We start from the raw sequence: 17,223 nt of genomic DNA on the forward strand, positions 1-17,223 counted from the left end.
GGATGGAACAAGCGGTGTGTCGTGGATCTCCATCGGGGTGCGGCGGGCGCCTAGACTGGGCCCGTGCAGAACCAGGACCTGGAGCGGAAGCCGGCCTACTCCCTGCAGTCCGTGGACAACGTCCTGCGCCTGCTCCAGATGCTGCGCGACTCCGGCGGGGTGCGGCTCAAGGACGTGGCGCAGGAGCTGGGGGTCGCCCCCTCCACCGCGCACCGCCTCCTGTCGATGCTCGTCTACCGCGGCTTCGCCGTCCAGGACGACTCCCGCCGCTACCTCGCGGGGCCGGGGCTCGGCGTCTCGGTCCCCGAGTCCGGCTCGCACAGCCGGCTGCGCGCTCTCGTGCAGCCCTACCTGGAGCTGCTCAGCGAACGGACCCACGAGACCACGAACCTCATGGTCAGGGTCGGCACCACGGTCCGCTTCCTCAGCTCCGTGGAGGGGGCGGGGCTGCTCAAGGTCGGCGACCGGCGCGGCGCCGTCCTCCCGGCGGCCGCCACGTCCGCGGGCAAGCTCCTGCTGTCCTACCTCTCCGAGGAGGACCTCGCGCGGCTGTTCCGCACGGGCTCGGCCCGGACCGTGGGGGAGTACCTGGACGAGGCCGCCTTCGGCTCCTTCGTCCGGTCCCTGGCGATGATCCGCTCCGTGGGACTGGCCTTCAATCGCGAGGAGGCCGAGCGCGGCGTCTCCGCCGTGGCCTGCGCCGTGCGCGATCCCGAGGGGCGCCCCCTGGCCGCCCTGTCGGTGTCCGTGCCCGTGCAGCGGGCCGGCGTGATCGAGGACCGGGCGGTGATCCGGGCGCTGCGGGAGGTGTGCCGGGAGATCGAGGGCGAGATCGCCGCGGAGATCGAGTCCGCCCGGCCCCGGTGAAGCGGCCGTGGAGCACCGGAGGAAGTTTCCATCCAGCAGAATTCATTGCCGGTCCCGCCGGTGCCTGCTCTAGCGTGGCCAGTAACTCACATCACAGCGCAGGGTGGTCCGCCCCGCGACCCGCGAGCACCGAGGAGCTCACCATGAGTCACGACAACCAGATGACGGTCCCGGCCCCCACGCCTCAGGAGCAGGCCCAGCTCGACGCCCTCTACCAGGACTTCGAGTCGGGCCACATGGTCCCGCTGTGGACGGAGATCGGCAACCTCATGCCGGAGGCCCCGGCCTCGGCGGCCGTCCCGTTCGTGTGGGAGTGGAAGAACCTGCTGCCGCTGGCCGAGCGGGCCGGGGACCTGGTGCCCGTGGGCCGCGGCGGGGAGCGCAGGGCCATCGCGCTGGCCAACCCTGGTCTGGGCGGGCGCCCGTACGCCACCCCCACCCTGTGGTGCGCCATCCAGTACCTCGGCGGCCACGAGGTGGCGCCCGAGCACCGGCACTCCCAGAACGCCTTCCGCTTCGTGGTCGAGGGCGAGGGCGTGTGGACCGTGGTCAACGGCGACCCGGTGCGGATGTCCCGCGGGGACTTCCTGCTCACCCCGGGCTGGAACTTCCACGGCCACCACAACGAGCTCGACCAGCCCATGGCGTGGATCGACGGCCTCGACATCCCGTTCGTGCACTACACCGACACCGCGTTCTTCGAGTTCGGCATCGACCGGGTGACCGACGAGTCCACCCCGGAGTTCTCCCGCGGCGAGCGGCTGTGGTGCCACCCGGGCCTGCGGCCCCTGTCGGGTCTGGGCAACACCGTGTCCTCCCCGATCGGGGCCTACCGGTGGGAGCACACCGACCGGGCGCTCACCGAGCAGCTGGCGATCGAGGACGAGGGCTACCCCGCCACCGTGGAGCAGGGCCACGCCGCCGTGCGCTTCGTGAACCCCACCACCGGCGGGGACGTCATGCCCACCATCCGGGCCGAGTTCCACCGGTTCCGCCCCGGCACCGAGACCCGCACGACGCGGGAGGTCGGCTCCAGCGTCTACCAGGTCTTCGAGGGCCGCGGCCGGTTCGTGCTCGACGGCGAGGTCCGGGTCGTGGAGAAGGGCGACCTGGTGGTCGTCCCGTCCTGGACGGCCTGGCAGATCCAGGCAGAGACCGGGTTCGACCTGTTCAAGTTCGGCGACCAGCCGATCGTCGAGAAGCTGAACTTCAACCGCACCTTCGTGGAGGGCGAGGAGAAGTAGCACCGCACCTCCGGCGCGCGGAGCGGACCGCCCCGCGCGCCGGACCATGTCCGTGGCGCCCCGCCGGGCGCCGCCGCACACCGACCCCCACATCCCGACCCAGGAGACACTGACCGATGAAGCTTGCAACCCTGCGCACCAACGGGACCACCACGGCCGCCCGCCTCGACGGCGAGGTGTTCACCGAGATCGAGGGCTGCCCCGACCTCGGCGCCCTGCTCGCGGAGGAGAACTGGCGCGGAATCGCCGCCGACGCCTCCGGGCCGACGCACCCGGCCGCCGGCGCCGAGCTCGAGACGATCGTCGCCGACCCCGGCAAGGTCCTGTGCGTGGGGCTCAACTACAAGAGCCACATCCAGGAGATGGGCCGCGACCTGCCGTCCTACCCCACGATCTTCGCCAAGTTCACCGAGACCCTCACCGGCCCGAACGACGACATCGAGGCCGTCGCCGAGGACCCCCAGCTGGACTGGGAGGGCGAGCTCGTCGTCGTCGTCGGCAAGCGCGCGTACAAGGTGGACGAGGCCGACGCCGGTCAGTACATCGCCGGGTACGCCGCCGCCAACGACATCTCCATGCGCGAGTGGCAGTTCCGCACCAAGGAGTGGCTGCAGGGCAAGATCTGGGCGAAGTCCACCCCGGTGGGCCCCGTCATGGTCACCGCCGACGAGTTCGACCCGAAGCAGGCCGTCCTGCACACCCGGGTCAACGGCGAGACCATGCAGGAGCACTCGATCGGGGACCTGCTGTTCACCCCGGAGCACCTCGTGGCCTACTTCTCCACGATGCTGCCGCTGAACCCCGGGGACATCATCCTCACCGGCACCCCCGGCGGGGTGGGCCGGGCCCGCAACCCGCAGGTCTTCCTGAAGTCCGGCGACGTGGTGGAGGTCGAGATCGACGGTCTGGGCGTGCTCACCAACAAGATCGTCGACCCCGCCTGAGCGCGGGCACGAGAGGAGTCAGGCATGGTCGCCCGTCAGGACCTCACCACCGACGAGGACCTCAAGGCCCAGCTGCTGCTGGTGCGCCGCGGCACGGCGTTCTGGTCCCGCAAGGTCAACGAGCTCACGGACGACGAGCTCGACGGACCCTCGCTGCTGCCCGGCTGGTCCCGCCGGCACGTCATCGCCCACGTCGGCTACAACGCCCGCGCCCTGACCCGGCTCGTGCAGTGGGCCAACACCGGGGTGGAGACCCCGATGTACTCCTCCCCTCAGGCCCGCAACCAGGAGATCGCCTACGGGGCGACCCTGCCGGCCCGGGCGCTGCGCCACCTCAACGACCACGCCTCGGTGTCCCTGAACGTCGAGTGGCGGGACACCCCGGAGGCGGCGTGGAGCCACGAGGTGCGGACCGCCCAGGGCAGGACCGTGCCGGCCACGGAGACCGTCTGGATGCGCAACCGCGAGGTCTGGATCCACGCGGTCGACCTCGACAACGGGGCCCGCTTCTCGGACGTCCCGGCCGAGGTCCTGACCCGGCTGCTGAAGGACGTGACCGGCAACTGGGCGGGACAGGACAAGGACCCCGGGCTGCGGATCCAGGTCTGTGACGCCCCGGAGCTCGGTGAGCTCGGGGCCGGCGCCGGCCAGGACGCGGGGATCCTGGTGCGCGGGGACCTGGCCGCGGTCGCGCAGTGGGCCTCCGGGCGCGGCGGGGCCCGCCTCGAGGTCGGCGCCGACGTGGCGAACCCGCGCTGGATCTGACCCGCGCCGGCCGGCGCAGGGCCCCGGGGAGCACCCCGGGGCCCTGTGCCGCTGCCGTCCGTGAGAGAATTCCCCGGTGATGGACACCCGTACCGAGAACCACCCCGCCCGGCTCGACCTGCCGCCGCTGCACCTGGGCGCGCTCACGATCGACGTCCCCGTGGTGCTGGCGCCGATGGCCGGGGTCACCAACAAGGCGTTCCGCCGACTGTGCCGCGAGTACGGCGGCGGCCTGTACGTCACCGAGATGGTCACGGCCCGCGCCCTCGTGGAACGCCGGCCCGAGTCGATGCGGATCATCGACCACGACCCGGACGAGACGCCCCGCTCCATCCAGATCTACGGCGTGGACGCCGTCCACGTCGGGCAGGCCGTGCGGATGGTCGTGGAGGAGGACCGGGCCGACCACATCGACCTGAACTTCGGCTGCCCCGTCCCCAAGGTCACCAAGCGCGGCGGCGGCTCCGCCCTGCCCTGGAAGACCGACCTGTTCACCGCGATCGTGCGCACCGCCGTCCAGGAGGCCTCCCGCGGGAACGTCCCCGTGACGGTCAAGATGCGCAAGGGCATCGACGACGGTCACCTCACCTTCCTCGAAGCCGGCCGGATCGCCCGCGACAGCGGCGTCGCGGCCGTGGCCCTGCACGGGCGCACCCTCGAGCAGCACTACTCGGGGACCGCGGACTGGGACGCCATCGCGCAGCTGCGCGAGGCCCTGCCGGACGTGCCCGTGCTCGGCAACGGGGACATCTGGAGCGCCGAGGACGCCGTGCGCATGGTCGAGCAGACCGGCGTGGACGGCGTGGTCGTCGGCCGCGGCTGCCAGGGCCGGCCCTGGCTCTTCGGGGACCTGCAGGCCGCCTTCGAAGGCCGCCCCGACCGCTTCCGCCCCGGGGTGGACCAGGTCGCCCGCACGATCTACCGCCACGCCGAGCTGCTCGTGGAGATGTTCGGCGACGAGGCCAAGGGGTTGCGCGACATCCGCAAGCACGTCGCCTGGTACTTCAAGGGCTACCCGGTGGGCGGTGAGCTGCGCGCCAGGATGGCCCAGGTGCCGGATCTCGCGACCCTGCGCGAGCTGCTGGACGAGCTCGACCTGTCCCTCGGCTACCCGGGCGAGGCGGTCGAGGGCCCGCGCGGCCGCGCCGGCTCCCCGAAGAAGCCGCACCTGCCGGACGGCTGGCTGGGCTCCCGCGAGCTGGGGGACGCCGAGCGGCTGGGGCTGGTCGCGGCGGAGCTCGACGTCTCCGGCGGCTGAGCCGTCCCCACCACACGGAAAGGACCGGGCATGCCCCACACGTCCATCGAGATCGACCGCACCGGCGCGCCCGCCCCGGGCTACGAGGCCCGCGACGTCGCGCGCTGGGTGGCGGAGGACCACCACAACAAGTACCGCTCCGACTTCGAGCGGGACCGCGCCCGGATCCTGCACTCCTCGGGGCTGCGGCGGCTGGCGGCCAAGACACAGGTCGTCTCCCCGGACACCGACGACTTCGTGCGCAACCGCCTGACCCACTCCCTCGAGGTCGCCCAGATCGGCCGGGAGCTGGGCCGGATGCTCGGCTGCGACCCCGACGTCGTCGACGCCGCCTGCCTCTCCCACGACCTCGGGCACCCGCCGTTCGGGCACAACGGGGAGGCGGCCCTGCACCGGCTGACCCAGCACATCGGCGGCTTCGAGGGCAACGCGCAGACCCTGCGCCTGCTGACCCGGCTCGAGCCCAAGGTGCTCGACGACGACGGGCGGCCTGCGGGCCTGAACCTCACCCGCGCCGTGCTGGACGCCGTGTGCAAGTACCCCTGGGAGGCCCACGAGGCGCCGCTGCGCCCGGACGGGACCAGGTCCCCGAAGTTCGGGGTCTACACGGACGACCTGCCGGTGTTCGCGTGGTTGCGCGACGGCGCCCCGGCGCGCACCAAGTGCCTCGAGGCCCAGGTCATGGATCTCTCGGACGACATCTCCTACTCCGTGCACGACGTCGAGGACGCGATCGCCTCCGGGCTCGTGCAGCTGGGCTGGCTCGCCGACACCACCCAGCGGGACCGGGTGCTCGAGCTCACCCGGCGCTGGTACCTGCCCGAGGCCGCGCCGGAGTCCCTCGACGCCGCCCTGACCCGCCTCGAGGACTCGTCCCTGTGGGTCCGGGAGATGGACGGGTCCCGCAAGGACCTCGCCCGGCTGAAGAACATGACGAGCCAGCTCATCGGCCGCTTCGCGATGTCCGCGGTCGGCGCCACCCGGGACATCTACGGCGAGGACCCGCTGACCCGCTACGACGCCCAGCTCGTGGTGCCGGAGGGGACCACGGAGGAGATCGGCGTGCTCAAGGGCATCGCCACGACCTACGTCATCACGGTGCGCGACGCCCAGCCGATCTACGACAACCAGCAGGAGGTGCTCTCGATCCTGGTGGGGGCGCTGATGGACTCCGACGGCCGTTTCCTCTCGCCCGCCTTCACCGCCGACTGGCACGACCTCGGCGACGGGCCGGGCACGGAGGCCGCCCGCCTGCGCCTCGTGGTGGACCAGATCGCGTCCCTCACCGACCTGTCCGCCGTGTCCCTGCACGACCGGATCCGCGGCACCCACTGGCGGGTGGGGGACAAGCCGCTCTGGTGAGCCGTCCCACCGGAGCGGCGGCCGATCCCGTTCAATGACTGTGCGCTGGGTCGCACGCGGCGCCGCTCCCTAGACTCGGCGCGTTTGTGCTCCTCCTCACAAAGGTCTGATCGTCATGGAAAACTCCACCGGACCCGCCCCGCAGGCCGCGTCCCCCTCCTCCCCGGGCGCCCGGCCCGTCCTCCGCTCCCGGGCGTGGGTGGCGCCGCTGTGCTGGATCGCGGTGCTGCTGGACGGCTTCGACGCCGTGGTCCTGGGCGCGGTGCTGCCGTCCATGCTCGAGAACAACGAGCTCGGGATGACCACCGCGCAGGGCACCGCCGTGGCCACCGTCGGCCTCGTGGGCATGATGATCGGCGCGCTGACCATGGGCTACCTCACCGACCGGCTCGGACGCCGCAAGATGCTCATCGGCGCCGTGGTCATGTTCTCCCTGCTGACCTTCGCCGCGGCGTTCTCCCCGAGCGTGTTCGTCTTCGGCCTCCTGCGCTTCCTCGCCGGCCTGGGCCTCGGCGGCTGCCTGCCCACCGCCATCGCGATGGTCACCGAGTTCGCCCGCCTCGGCCGGGGCTCCAACGCCACGACCCTGGTGATGACCGGCTACCACGTGGGCGCGGTGCTCACCGCGGCGCTCGCCATCGTCGTCGTCGTCCAGTTCGGCTGGCAGGAGATGTTCGTCCTGGGCTCCCTGCCGGCGCTCGTCCTCGTGCCTCTCATGCTCGTGTTCCTCCCCGAGTCCCCCTCGTTCCTCGCGTCCAAGGGGCGGATGGCCGAGGCCCGCGCCGTGGCCGAGCACTACGGCGTGCACCTCGAGCACCACACCGCCGAGGAGCAGGCCGAGAAGGTCGGCGCCACCATGCTGCTCTCCACCGGCTGGCGCCGGAACTCGATCGCCATCTGGGTCGCCTCCTTCATGGGCCTGCTGCTCGTCTACGGGCTCAACACCTGGCTGCCGCAGATCATGCGGGCGGCCGACTACGACCTCGGCAACTCCCTCGGCTTCCTGCTGATCCTCAACGTGGGCGCCATCGCGGGGCTGGCGGTCGCCGGCCGGGTGGCCGACCGGATCACCCCGCGCGCAGCGGGCATCATCTGGTTCCTCGGCTCGGCCGGGCTGCTCGCGGCCCTGGCGATCAAGCTGCCGCTGCTCGGGATCTACGCCATGGTCTTCGTCACCGGCTGCTTCGTGTTCTCCTCCCAGGTGCTCGTCTACGCGTTCACCGCCGCCAATCACCCGCCGCGCGTGCGCGCCACGGCGCTGGGCATGTCCGCCGGGGTCGGCCGGCTCGGGGCGATCTCGGGCCCGATCATCGGGGGCACCCTGCTGACGGCGGGCCTGGCCTACCCGTGGGGCTTCTTCGCCTTCGCCGCGGTGGGCGCCCTGGGCGGCCTCGCCCTGACCGGTACCCGGACCCGGCAGGACCTGCGGGAACGCTCCCGCTGAGCCGCTGACGGCTCCCGCTCCACGGGCCGCCCCGGGCCGCACGGCGATCCACCGTGCGGCCCGGGGCGGCCCTCCGCCGTCCGGCCGCGCGCCTAGACTGGCGGTGTGGCAGGACTGATCAGACGCGAGGACATCGACGAGGTGCGGGCGCGCACCGACATCAAGGAGATCGTCGACGGCTACGTCACCCTCAAGAGCGCCGGCATCGGCTCCTGGAAGGGGCTCTGCCCGTTCCACGACGAGCGCACCCCGTCCTTCCACGTGCGGCCGCAGATGGGCACCTACCACTGCTTCGGCTGCGACGAGTCCGGGGACGTCATCTCCTTCCTCATGACGATGGACCACACCACCTTCTCCGAGACCGTGGAGAAGCTCGCGGCCCGGGTGGGCTACGAGCTGCACTACGAGCAGGGCTCCGGGCCGAACAAGGAGGAGGTCGGCCGCCGCCAGCGCCTGCTGGACGCGCACAAGGTCGCCGCGGAGTTCTTCCAGCGCAACCTCTACACCCGCCAGGCCGCCCCCGCCCAGCAGTTCCTGGGCGAGCGGGGCTTCGACGGCGAGGCGGCCCGGCGCTACGGCGTGGGCTACGCGCCCCGCGGCTGGGACCACCTCCTCAAGCACCTGCGGGAGCGCGGCTTCACGGACCAGGAGCTCAAGCTCACCGGGATGTTCTCCGAGGGCAACCGCGGGCTCTACGACCGGTTCCGCGGCCGGCTCGTCTGGCCCATCCGCGCGGTCGCCGGCGAGGTCATCGGCTTCGGCGCCCGCAAGCTCCACGACGACGACCAGGGCCCGAAGTACCTCAACACCCCCGAGACCGCCCTGTACAAGAAGTCCCAGGTGCTCTACGGCATCGACCTCGCGAAGCGGGAGATCGCCAGGCAGCGGCGCCTCGTCGTCGTCGAGGGCTACACCGACGTCATGGCCTGCCACCTCGCGGGCGTGACCACGGCGGTGGCCACGTGCGGCACCGCCTTCGGGGCCGAGCACATCAAGATCGTCCGGCGGTTCCTCTCCGACGACGGCGGCGGGGGAGAGGTCGTCTTCACCTTCGACGGCGACGCCGCCGGGCAGAAAGCCGCCCTGCGCGCGTTCGAGGAGGACCAGAAATTCGTGGCGCAGACCTACGTGGCGGTCGAGCCCCACGGCATGGACCCCTGCGACCTCCGGCTCGCCCGCGGGGACGCCGCCGTGGCCGAGCTCGTGGAGAACCGCCGCCCCCTGTTCGAGTTCGCGATCCGCGCGACGCTGAAGAACTTCGACCTGGACACCATCGAGGGCCGCATCCGGGCGATGCGCGCCTGTGCGCCCATCGTGGCGCGGATCCGCGACCGCTCCCTGCGCCCCGCCTACGCGCGGCAGCTCGCGGGCTGGCTCGGGCTCGAGCCGGCGGAGGTCCAGCGGGCCGTCGACGCCGCCGGCCGCGCCCACCGGGAGGAGGCCCCCGCGCCGCACCGGCCGGCGGAGCCGGAGTCGTCCGGGCCGGCCCCGGTCGAGCTGCCCGACCCGCGCGAGCCCGTGGCCCGGATGGAGCGCGAGGCCCTCGAGACCGTCATCCAGTGCCCGGACCTGATGCTCGCGCGGCACTGGGAGGAGTTCGGGCTCAGCGCCTTCCGCTACCCCGTGCACGGGGCCGTGCACGACGCCGTGCTCGCCGCGCGCGCCGAGCTCCTCGGCGACGGGTCCGCCGTGCCGAGCGGGCAGGCATGGGTGGACGGGGTGCGCGGACACCTTCCGGAGCCGCTGCACGGCTACCTCGCCGAGCTCGCCGTGACCCCGCTGCCGGCCACCACGCAGCAACAGCTGGAGCGCTACACCGCGGACATCCTCAACCGACTCTTCGAGCTGCAGATCAACCGGCGGAAGTCGGACCGGCTGGCGGAGCTCCAGCGCACGGATCCCACCGGGCAGCGCGAGCGCTACCAGGAGCTCCAGCGGGAGCTGCTGGAGCTGGAGATGCAGCGGCGCGGCCTCCGCCAGGACTGACGCCACCGGGCGGAACCGGATTTGTCGAAGCCCGCTGGGAACGGTAAAGTGATGGCTCGTTGCACGTCCGCGTGCACGGTCCCCCGTAGCTCAATTGGCAGAGCATTCGACTGTTAATCGAAGGGTTACTGGTTCGAGTCCAGTCGGGGGAGCAGCACAGGAGGCCCCCACCGGCGGAAACGCCGGTGGGGGCCTCCGTCGTCCCCGACGACGGCTGCATCCTGGGGACACCGGGACCTGGTCTCAGGACCCGGTCCGTCATTGCTCACTCGTGTGTGAGTGGTTCACAGTGCCTGCACGACGACGAGGACGCAGTCGTGGATGGTCGATGACCGCCTGTGGGAACTGATCGCCCCGGTGCTTCAGGAGCAGGGCGAAGGAATCGGTCCTCCAGGGCGGTGGCCGCCTCCTTGGGGGCGAGTGAGGATCATCAGGGAGTCCTCTGGTGTCGGGCGGCCGCGCGCGGGTCAGGAGACCATGTGTGCTGACAGCCCGTCTCAGCCGCGCCCCTCGCGCCTTTCGCGCTCGGCCCGGCGCCGAGCCATCAGGGCGTGCTTCATGTGGCGTATCGCCTCTGTTTGCGCATCGTCGGTGAACGCTTCGGCGAGCTCGGTACTGGCCCCGACCAGGGTGATGATGTTGAACAGGTCGGCAGTGCGCTCCGCCAGCAGGCCCAGGGCCTCCAGGGAGAAGCTGCTCAGATCTGCGCAGTCCAGCAACGCCTCCTGCGGCGGCAGGTCCCGGCCGGTGAACGGCGCCAGCAGCGCGGTGACCTGCTCGGGCTCCAGCAGCCTACCCGGCATGGTGATCGTGACCGGGAGGAGGGAGTCGGGGCCCGGCTTCAGATGGGTGAGAGCCATCTTGATCATCTCGCCGAGCACCTCGATGAGCTGGTCGGCCGTCAGGGAGCTGGACAGCGGGTCGCCGACGATCTTGCCGCGGGAGGACTCCAGCTTCGGGAACCCGGAGGGCCGGTGGTCATGGACGCTCGGGGTCTGGGTGCCGGTGGGCCACACACGGAAGCGGGCGAGGTCGCCCCGGTAGGTGAAGACGAAGGGGCGACCGGACAGCACGCCGGTGGCCGTGAGCGGGATGTCACTGAAGCGGTGCAGCGCCCCGTCCTCGTCACGGCGGAACTGCAGTCCCGGATGGCGGGATTCCAGGGCGGCGGCGACCTCTGCGTCCGCGTCGTGCTCGACAGGGGGCTCGTGCTCCACGGGGGTCTCCTCGGGGTCTGACCCGGATACGGTAGCCCCGGGTCATGATCCATTTGTACGGACTGGCCCTGTGGTGATGCTGAGACAGCCCTATGGTTTCTCCAGCGCATTCGCCGCCGGTATCACTCCCGGCCGGTCGGTGACCGCCTAGGAGTGCTACCCACTGCCTCCAGTGCGCGTACTCGGCGGCGAGCTCGCGGGCTGCGGCCCGGACCTGCTCGTCCGTGGCGTTCAGGGGCACCTCGACGGTGTCGCACCCACGACGCGGCCAACCTCATGGCCGTGACGCCCCGGCGCGTCGCGCGTCAGCCGGTGACGCTGATCCGGACCCCCTCCGCAGGGGCCGGCACGTCGAAGACGGCCGTGTAGTTGAGGACGGCGGTCCAGACCGCCACCCGCACGTCGCTCTCCGACATGTCGGGCGGGTGGTGGGACACGGTCACGGCCCACTCCTGGCCGTCGAACAGCATCTCGACGGAGGTGACGGTGACGCCGCGGGCGGCGAGCGCGCCGACGACGCCGGCCCGGACGAGGGACTCGGCGGGATGGGCCCGGGGGATGGCGGTCATGGTGGTCGTCCTTCCGGCGGGAGCTCGGATCAAGCTCCCTTCCATTGACCCGCATCCAGTGGCAAAAGTAATGCCCGCTCTTTGCCCGACAGGGCGGAAGCGGCGGGGAGCGGACTGCCCGCCCCGGTCCGAGGCGCGCGCAGGTCTTATGGAATCCTTATGTTTCTCCTAGCGGGCACGGAAGTCCGGGGCGCATCATGAGTCCAGGGCGGTCCCGGACGAGCCGAGATCCTGGACGCACCGGACCGCATCCTCGGCGGGCTTCCGGACGAGGCTCGGCATCTCAGGGGGCACCATGCGCTGGTCGGCCAGGGCAGGCGGACCCGCCCCGTCCCGGGAGCGGGGCGCCGCGGGGAAGCCGTCGAGGCGTCTGACCGGCGTCGACGCGGCCCGCGGTCTGGCGCTCATCGGTCTCATGTCCGTTCACGTCCTGCCGTCCTCCGACGACGAGACCGGCGAGCCGACCTGGTCGCAGATCCTCTTCTCCGGGGACTCGGCGGCGCTGTTCGCGCTGCTGGCGGGCGTGGGACTCGCCCTGTCCACCGGTGGACCCCGCCCGCACGGAGCCCGGGAGCTGGGCGCCGACCGTGTGGCGCTCGTGGTGCGGGCGGTGCTGATCGCGGTGCTGGGACTGGCCATCGGATCCCTGCTGGCCGACGACCTGCCGGCGGACAACATCCTCATCTACTACGGCGTGTTCTTCCTCCTGGCCGTTCCCTTCCTGCGCGCGGGCCCGAAGCCGCTGTTCGGCTCGGCGGCGGTCTTCCTGCTCGTGGCTCCGGTGCTCATGCAGTCGCTGCGCGACGCACTGCCCGAGCCCGTCGCCGACAACCCCGCGTTCGGGGAGCTGCTGACGGAGCCGGGGGCGACGGCGGCCCAGCTGCTGCTGACCGGCACCTATCCGGCGCTCGCCTACCTGACCTACCTGCTGACCGGCATGGGGCTCGGCCGGCTCGATCTGCGGAGGAGGGCGACCCAGCTGCGCCTCCTGGCGGTCGGCGTGGGTCTGTCGGTCTGCGCGCAGGCGGCCTCGTACGTCCTGCTCCACGGCCTCGGCGGCTACGAACGGCTGCTGGCCTCCTCGTCGGGGGACGCGAGGCAACTGGACAAGATCCTGGTCTGGGGCGAGGACTGGCTGCCCACCGACACCTGGTGGTCGCTCGCCGTCGACGCGCCGCACACCAACACCCCCCTGGCCATCGCGGTCAGCCTCGGCACGGGCATGGCCGTCCTGGGCGCCTTCCTGCTGATCTCCCGCGTGGTCGGCGCCTGGCTGCTGCCCCTGTCGGCGATGGGCTCGATGACCCTGACCCTGTACACCGCGCACCTGGTCGTCCTGTCGTTCGAGGTCCACGAGGACCGGCCCCATCTGTGGCTCGCCGTCCAGCTCGTGTCGGCGGTCCTGTTCGCCGTGACGTGGCAGCGGACCATGGGGCAGGGGCCGCTGGAGCGGGCGCTCGGCGCCGTGACGAAGAGTGCGCGGCGACGGTTCCTGGGATCCTCCGGGGCGGGGCGCCACTAGGCCCGGGCGGGGGTCCTGGATACTACCGACGGGTCGCGCTCGTGACAGAGCCGATTTGTGAACGTAATGATTTGTCTTTGTCAAGATTTGCTATTGAACCCCTAGTCAGGCCGGACTTAGGCTCACCTCATCTTTTCCGACGAGGGGGACAAAGTGAAAAATCTGCGCAGCAGGCTGGCCGCCGCCACACTGGCGGGATTGCTCGTGACGGGTGGGTCCATGACGCCGGCGCTCGCCGGGGGGTGGGGCGACAGGGACACCACGGACGGCAAGGTCGTCGTGCACATCGAGACCTACAAGAAGAACGGGGCCAAGAAGAGCGTCGAGACCAAGGACCTGTCCTATGACAAGGCCGCCAAGCGGGCCGCCAACAAGTGCGGTCTGAAGAGCGAGCGGGCGCTCAAGGACCTGCGGCGCCAGGCGTGGTCCGTCGACAAGCACGACGCGAAGTGGAAGGTCCTCGTCTGCTCCGACGAGAAGGGCAAGAAGGGCAAGAAGGAGTACGTCAAGGTGCACTTCGTCGACAACAAGGAGAAGAAGGACGACAAGAAGCGGCACTAGTCACCCGCACACGGAAGGTGCCCGTCCGGCGATCGGACGGGCACCTTCCGTGTGCGCCGCTCCGGCGGACGACCGGCCCGTGCGCGCCCGCCGGCGGCGTCCCCGATGGTAGCTTGGTGCTCAGTCCACGTACTTTTCTCATCATCAACGGAGGCGGGCATGAGTCATTCGGTAGGCCCCAGCACGGGCGGAGCGTCGGGAGCGGGGTCGGAGCACTCCGATCCCGGATCGGCGTCGATCCTCGATGTCGTCAAGGTCTTCGCCAGGCTGCTGCCCAAGCAGCTCAAGGACGAGGCGCAGCTCGCCAAGCTCGAGCTCACGGAGAAGGCGAAGACGCTGGGCAAGGGCGCGGCCTTCGTCGTCGTCGGCCTCGTGTTCCTGCTGCTCGCCACGATCGCCCTGGTCGGCGCGGCGATCGCGGGTCTGTCGCAGATCATGCCGGCCTGGCTGGCCGCCCTGCTGCTCGCCGTGCTGTTCCTGATCATCCTGACCGTCGCGGCGCTCATCGGGGTGTCCACCATCAAGAAGGCCCTTCCGCTCGTGCCGCGCAAGGCGCTCTTCGGGGTCAAGTACGACCTCGGCGTGGTCAAGGAGGGCTCCGCCTACACCGAGAGCCGTGTCCAGCGCGAGGAGCAGCTGGCCCGCGAGCGCAAGGAGCAGGAGAAGCGGGAGGCCGCGCAGGACCCGGCCCAGCAGAAGCCCCCGGCGCCCACCGAGGAGCAGCTGCGGCACCGGCTCAAGCTGCGCCGCGAGCACCTCAAGACGCTGCGCGACGACGTGCAGGGCCGTGCGGAGACCATCCAGTCCACCACCAAGGGCTTCGTGGACCGCACCAGCCGCACCGTGAAGACCACCCCGAAGGACGTGAAGGGCCTCCTCGCCCAGGGCGGCGCGAAGTCCCGCTCGACCTCCGGCTCGTCCGCCGGGTCCGGCCTCGGCGAGCGGTGGCAGCCGCTCACGGTGCTGGCCGTGGCGGGGAGCGCGTTCGTCGTCTTCCTCCGCAAGCTGTTCCGGTGACGTCGCCGTCCATGGGTTCCCCGTGGACGAGCGCACCGGTCGAGGGCCCGGAAGCCACAGGCTTCCGGGCCTTCCCCGTGCGTTCACCGGGTGTCCACGCGCCCCGGGCCGGACGGGCGGGCCGGCTCGATAGACTCCCGGGCGTGACGACAGATCGGTGGATGCCATGAGCCAGTGGTTGGCGGTCGCCCTGGCGCTGCTCTCGGCCGTGTGCCTGGCCGTCGGGACGCAGCAGCAGGGCAGTGCCGTGGCGGACGTCGCGAAGGGACGGCTGCGCCTGCGCAGCATCGCGGTCCTGCTGCGCCGTCCCCGCTGGCTGCTGGGTCTCACCCTGCTGGGCCTCGGCACCGGCCTCAACGTCACCGCCCTGGGACTCGCCACCGTGACGGTGGTCCAGCCGATCGGCGTGGTGGCCCTGGTGATCACCACATTGCTGCACGCACGGCACCGCCGGCTGCGGATCAACCGGCGCACCTGGACGGCGATCGGACTGTGCACCGCGGGCGGGGCGGTCTTCGTGACGTGCGCCGTGGCGGCGACCGACCCCGCCCGGGGCATCTCGCGGTGGGCCGAGCACACCGTGGTGGTCATGCTCGTGGTGCTGATCTGCGTCCTGGGGGTCTCCGCGGCGATGTTCGGCCGCAGCCTGGGCGGGACGTTCTACGTGGTGGGCGCCGGCATCCTCTACGGATTCGTGGCGGTGCTCGTGCGGCTGACCCTGATCCGCATCCAGGGCAGCGCCGGGACGCCCCTGGACGACGTCAACTGGCTGGCCGCGGGCACCGCCGTCGTCGCCGCCGTGCTGGGCGGGTGGTTCGTGCAGACGGCCTTCGCGTCGGGTCCGCCGGACCTCGTGATCGCGGGGCTGACCGTGATCGACCCCATGGTGGGCGTCCTCCTGGGGCTGCTGGTGCTGGGCGAGGCGGTGCCGGGCTTCTCCGTCCCGGTCGGGATGCTCATGGCCGCGGCAGGCGGCGTTGCTATAGTCGGGGTCGCCGTGCTCTCGCAGCACCACCCGGAGGTGCTCGAGCGCCGGGCCGAACGCGCACGGCAGGACCGGGCGCAGCCCCCCTCGGGCTCCGCCGCACGGCGCCCCGCAGCATCCGACCGCCCCACGGCATCCGACCGCCCCGCACACGACCGACCGGGAAGACACGCTTGAGCGCCCACACCCCCTCCGCCGCACGCCCCCTGACCGTCCTCCTGGGCGCCGAGACCTACCCCCCGGACGTCAACGGGGCCGCGCAGTTCGGGCACCGTCTGGCCCGGGGCCTGCACGAGCAGGGCCACCGGGTGCACGTCCTGTGCGCACGGCCGGACCCCGGGCCGTCGTACCGGGCCGAGGACGACGGCGTGGTCGAGCACCGGCTCCGCTCCCACCGGGCCTTCACCCACCCGTACTTCCGCCTGTGCTTCCCGTGGCAGGTGGCCGGGGAGATCCGCCGCGTGCTGGACGAGGTGCGCCCCGACGTCGTGCACGTCCAGTGCCACTACATCCTCGGCCGGATGCTGGTGCGGGAGGCCCGGCGGCGGGGCATCCGCACCGTGGCCACCAACCACTTCGTCCCCGAGAACCTGGAGCCGTTCCTGCCGTTCCCGGCATGGGTTCTGAACCGCTACCGCGCGGTGTCGTGGCGGGACATGGTGCGGGTGTTCGGCGCCTGCGACGTGGTGACCGCACCGACCCCGCTCGCGGTGGAGGCCATGCGCCGCAACGGCTTCCCCGACACGGTGCTCGCCGTGTCCAACGGAATCCGGATCGCCGACTACGAGGCCCACGACGGCGAGCGGCGGCAGCCGGCCGCGCACCCGACCGTCCTGTTCACCGGCCGGCTCGCGGTGGAGAAGAACGTGGACGTGCTCATCGAGGCGATCTCCGTGCTGCCCGCCGAGCTCGACGCCCACCTGGAGATCGTGGGCGACGGCGAGCAGCGGCCCGCGCTCGAGAAGCTGGCGCGTGCCCTGGGGGTCGCCCACCGGGTCCGTTTCCTGGGCTACGTCCCGGACGAGGGCCTGCGCGCGGCCTACCTGCGGGCCGACGTGTTCTGCCAGCCGGGCACGGCCGAGCTCCAGTCGCTGGTCACCCTGGAGGCGATGGCGGCGTCCCGGCCCGTGGTCCTGGCCGACGCGCGGGCCCTGCCGCACCTGGCCGAGGACGGCGTCAACGGCTGGCTCTTCGCCCCCGGCGACGCCCAGGACCTGGCGCGCAAGCTCGCCCTCGTCCTGGGCGCCCCGCGCGAGGAGCGCGCCCGGATGGGCCGGGAGAGCCGCCGCAAGGTCGCGCAGCACAGCTTCCCGCGGACCCTGGAGACGTTCCTGCGGCTCTACCGCGGCGAGCACCCGGAGTCCGTGCGCACTCCTGCTCCGGGAGCGCGCGAGCACCAGGAGCCGGCGCGCGCCCGCGCCGCGGGGCCACGACGGATCCGGACCAGGCTGGCCTCCCTCGTGCGGTAACGTGGTGCTGCGC

15 protein-coding genes and 1 tRNA gene are annotated in these 17,223 nt (G+C 71.8%); 14 read left to right on the forward strand and 2 right to left on the reverse strand.

Going from position 1 to position 17,223, the window contains the following annotated elements; genetic code table 11:
- The first annotated feature begins 63 nt into the window (after positions 1–63).
- The 9 genes from CRM73_RS04320 (at position 64) to CRM73_RS04360 (ending at position 10,022) form a co-directional block, all read left to right on the forward strand.
- The gene (locus CRM73_RS04320) at positions 64–867 is read left to right on the forward strand and encodes an IclR family transcriptional regulator (RefSeq protein WP_229586936.1); all 804 of its coding nucleotides are present in this window, start codon (positions 64–66) and stop codon (positions 865–867) included.
- A gap of 143 nt (positions 868–1,010) precedes the next feature.
- The gene (locus CRM73_RS04325; protein WP_109243398.1) at positions 1,011–2,111 is read left to right on the forward strand and encodes a cupin domain-containing protein; all 1,101 of its coding nucleotides are present in this window, start codon (positions 1,011–1,013) and stop codon (positions 2,109–2,111) included.
- Between the two features lie 116 nt (positions 2,112–2,227).
- A complete protein-coding gene (locus tag CRM73_RS04330) occupies positions 2,228–3,055 on the forward strand; it encodes a fumarylacetoacetate hydrolase family protein (RefSeq protein ID WP_035926373.1) in 828 nt (275 codons plus the stop codon).
- 24 nt (positions 3,056–3,079) lie between these two features.
- Complete coding sequence (locus CRM73_RS04335) at positions 3,080–3,820, forward strand: maleylpyruvate isomerase family mycothiol-dependent enzyme (protein WP_095651360.1); 741 nt, start codon at positions 3,080–3,082, stop codon at positions 3,818–3,820.
- 79 nt (positions 3,821–3,899) lie between these two features.
- Positions 3,900–5,078, forward strand: coding sequence for a tRNA dihydrouridine synthase DusB (gene dusB, locus CRM73_RS04340; RefSeq protein ID WP_017834110.1), 1,179 nt, complete (start codon positions 3,900–3,902; stop codon positions 5,076–5,078).
- 30 nt (positions 5,079–5,108) lie between these two features.
- The gene (locus CRM73_RS04345) at positions 5,109–6,440 is read left to right on the forward strand and encodes a deoxyguanosinetriphosphate triphosphohydrolase (protein ID WP_017834111.1); all 1,332 of its coding nucleotides are present in this window, start codon (positions 5,109–5,111) and stop codon (positions 6,438–6,440) included.
- A gap of 115 nt (positions 6,441–6,555) precedes the next feature.
- Positions 6,556–7,884 (forward strand): aromatic acid/H+ symport family MFS transporter, encoded by a 1,329-nt coding sequence (locus tag CRM73_RS04350; protein ID WP_229586937.1) that lies wholly within the window; start codon positions 6,556–6,558, stop codon positions 7,882–7,884.
- A gap of 105 nt (positions 7,885–7,989) precedes the next feature.
- Positions 7,990–9,870, forward strand: coding sequence for a DNA primase (dnaG, locus tag CRM73_RS04355; protein ID WP_229586938.1), 1,881 nt, complete (start codon positions 7,990–7,992; stop codon positions 9,868–9,870).
- Between the two features lie 79 nt (positions 9,871–9,949).
- Positions 9,950–10,022, forward strand: a tRNA-Asn gene (locus tag CRM73_RS04360).
- Between the two features lie 345 nt (positions 10,023–10,367).
- Here CRM73_RS04360 and CRM73_RS04365 read toward each other — a convergent pair.
- On the reverse strand, positions 10,368–11,087 hold the full coding sequence (locus CRM73_RS04365; RefSeq protein WP_115162526.1) for a hypothetical protein: 720 nt from the start codon (positions 11,085–11,087) through the stop codon (positions 10,368–10,370).
- A gap of 305 nt (positions 11,088–11,392) precedes the next feature.
- Positions 11,393–11,656, reverse strand: coding sequence for a hypothetical protein (locus tag CRM73_RS04370; RefSeq protein WP_115162527.1), 264 nt, complete (start codon positions 11,654–11,656; stop codon positions 11,393–11,395).
- A 295-nt stretch (positions 11,657–11,951) separates the two neighbouring features.
- Here CRM73_RS04370 and CRM73_RS04375 point away from each other — a divergent pair, with 295 nt between their 5' ends.
- The 5 genes from CRM73_RS04375 (at position 11,952) to CRM73_RS04395 (ending at position 17,210) form a co-directional block, all read left to right on the forward strand.
- Positions 11,952–13,178 carry a heparan-alpha-glucosaminide N-acetyltransferase domain-containing protein gene (locus CRM73_RS04375; protein WP_255662419.1) on the forward strand — a complete coding sequence of 409 codons (1,227 nt, stop codon included), beginning with the start codon at positions 11,952–11,954 and terminating at the stop codon, positions 13,176–13,178.
- 153 nt (positions 13,179–13,331) lie between these two features.
- Positions 13,332–13,739, forward strand: a complete 408-nt coding sequence (locus tag CRM73_RS04380) for a hypothetical protein (RefSeq protein ID WP_141246824.1) — start codon at positions 13,332–13,334, stop codon at positions 13,737–13,739.
- Positions 13,740–13,898: 159 nt separating this feature from the next.
- Entirely contained in the window at positions 13,899–14,756 is an 858-nt protein-coding gene (locus CRM73_RS04385; RefSeq protein WP_229586940.1) for a phage holin family protein, read from the forward strand.
- A gap of 166 nt (positions 14,757–14,922) precedes the next feature.
- Complete coding sequence (locus CRM73_RS04390; protein WP_035926345.1) at positions 14,923–15,918, forward strand: DMT family transporter; 996 nt, start codon at positions 14,923–14,925, stop codon at positions 15,916–15,918.
- A complete protein-coding gene (locus tag CRM73_RS04395; RefSeq protein WP_229586941.1) occupies positions 15,915–17,210 on the forward strand; it encodes a glycosyltransferase in 1,296 nt (431 codons plus the stop codon). The genes CRM73_RS04390 and CRM73_RS04395 overlap by 4 nt, the downstream gene beginning before the upstream one ends.
- Positions 17,211–17,223 lie beyond the last annotated feature (13 nt).

The sequence above is a fragment of the Kocuria sp. CCUG 69068 genome (assembly GCF_020833785.1).
GTDB classification, from domain to species: domain Bacteria; phylum Actinomycetota; class Actinomycetes; order Actinomycetales; family Micrococcaceae; genus Kocuria; species Kocuria rosea.